This window comes from Planococcus notacanthi (genome assembly GCF_030407825.1).
GTDB classification, from domain to species: domain Bacteria; phylum Bacillota; class Bacilli; order Bacillales_A; family Planococcaceae; genus Planococcus; species Planococcus notacanthi.
Genome location: NZ_JASDCQ010000020.1, coordinates 1 through 1,113 on the forward strand (window position 1 = coordinate 1; position 1,113 = coordinate 1,113).

Annotated in this window: 9 tRNA genes and 1 rRNA gene; all 10 read left to right on the forward strand. The window is 51.6% G+C overall.

Annotation, left to right across the window (positions count from 1 at the left end):
• Positions 1-137 precede the first annotated feature (137 nt).
• The 10 genes from rrf (at position 138) to QMA01_RS18170 (ending at position 1,112) form a co-directional block, all read left to right on the forward strand.
• Positions 138-253 (forward strand): 5S ribosomal RNA (rrf, locus tag QMA01_RS18125).
• A 10-nt stretch (positions 254-263) separates the two neighbouring features.
• Positions 264-339 (forward strand) — tRNA-Val (locus QMA01_RS18130).
• A gap of 13 nt (positions 340-352) precedes the next feature.
• Positions 353-428: transfer RNA gene (locus QMA01_RS18135), tRNA-Thr, on the forward strand.
• An 11-nt stretch (positions 429-439) separates the two neighbouring features.
• Positions 440-515, forward strand: a tRNA-Lys gene (locus tag QMA01_RS18140).
• Positions 516-536: 21 nt separating this feature from the next.
• Positions 537-621 (forward strand) — tRNA-Leu (locus QMA01_RS18145).
• Between the two features lie 5 nt (positions 622-626).
• Positions 627-701: transfer RNA gene (locus QMA01_RS18150), tRNA-Gly, on the forward strand.
• Between the two features lie 27 nt (positions 702-728).
• Positions 729-817 (forward strand) — tRNA-Leu (locus tag QMA01_RS18155).
• Positions 818-850: 33 nt separating this feature from the next.
• A tRNA-Arg gene (locus tag QMA01_RS18160) sits at positions 851-927 on the forward strand.
• A 26-nt stretch (positions 928-953) separates the two neighbouring features.
• Positions 954-1,030, forward strand: a tRNA-Pro gene (locus QMA01_RS18165).
• Positions 1,031-1,036: 6 nt separating this feature from the next.
• Positions 1,037-1,112 (forward strand) — tRNA-Ala (locus QMA01_RS18170).
• Position 1,113 lies beyond the last annotated feature (1 nt).

The window sequence follows — 1,113 nt, forward strand, 5'->3', positions numbered from 1 at the left end:
AAACAATGTACGGAACCTTGCATAGTTCCAGTGTCGTGTATCCAGTTTTGAAAGAATAAGCCAAGTTTTTTTGAAAAAAAGCTTGAGAAATACCGATAACCTTGGTATACTAAATCTTGTCTTTCAAAACAAAATAGTCCAGTGATGATGGCAAAGAGGCCACACCCGTTCCCATCCCGAACACGGCAGTTAAGCTCTTTTGCGCCGATGGTAGTTGGGGGTCTCCCCCTGTGAGAGTAGGACGTCGCTGGGCGATACATATCGGAGGATTAGCTCAGCTGGGAGAGCATCTGCCTTACAAGCAGAGGGTCGGCGGTTCGATCCCGTCATCCTCCACCATTTTTTCTCTTTCGCCGGAGTAGCTCAACTGGTAGAGCAACTGACTTGTAATCAGTAGGTTGAGGGTTCAAGTCCTTTCTCCGGCACCACTCATGTACATGAGCCATTAGCTCAGCTGGTAGAGCATCTGACTTTTAATCAGAGGGTCGAAGGTTCGAATCCTTCATGGCTCACCATTTTAATTTCATTATTGCCACGCGGGTGTGGCGGAACTGGCAGACGCACTAGACTTAGGATCTAGCGCCTTCGGGCGTGGGGGTTCGACTCCCTTCACCCGCACCATTTTTGCGGAAGTAGTTCAGTGGTAGAACGCCACCTTGCCAAGGTGGAGGTCGCGAGTTCGAACCTCGTCTTCCGCTCCATTTTTTTGCACATAATGCCGACCCTTAGCCGGGGTGGCGGAACTGGCAGACGCACAGGACTTAAAATCCTGCGGTAGGTGACTACCGTACCGGTTCGATTCCGGTCCTCGGCACCATTTTTTTGCAAAAACCGGAGCACAACTCCATAGGCGCCCGTAGCTCAATTGGATAGAGTACTTGACTACGAATCAAGCGGTTAGAGGTTCGAGTCCTCTCGGGCGCGCCATATTTTTACACTCAGCAACTCAAGTTCGGGAAGTAGCTCAGCTTGGTAGAGCACTTGGTTTGGGACCAAGGGGTCGCAGGTTCGAATCCTGTCTTCCCGACCAAACAATGGGGCCTTAGCTCAGCTGGGAGAGCGCCTGCCTTGCACGCAGGAGGTCAGCGGTTCGATCCCGCTAGGCTCCACCAA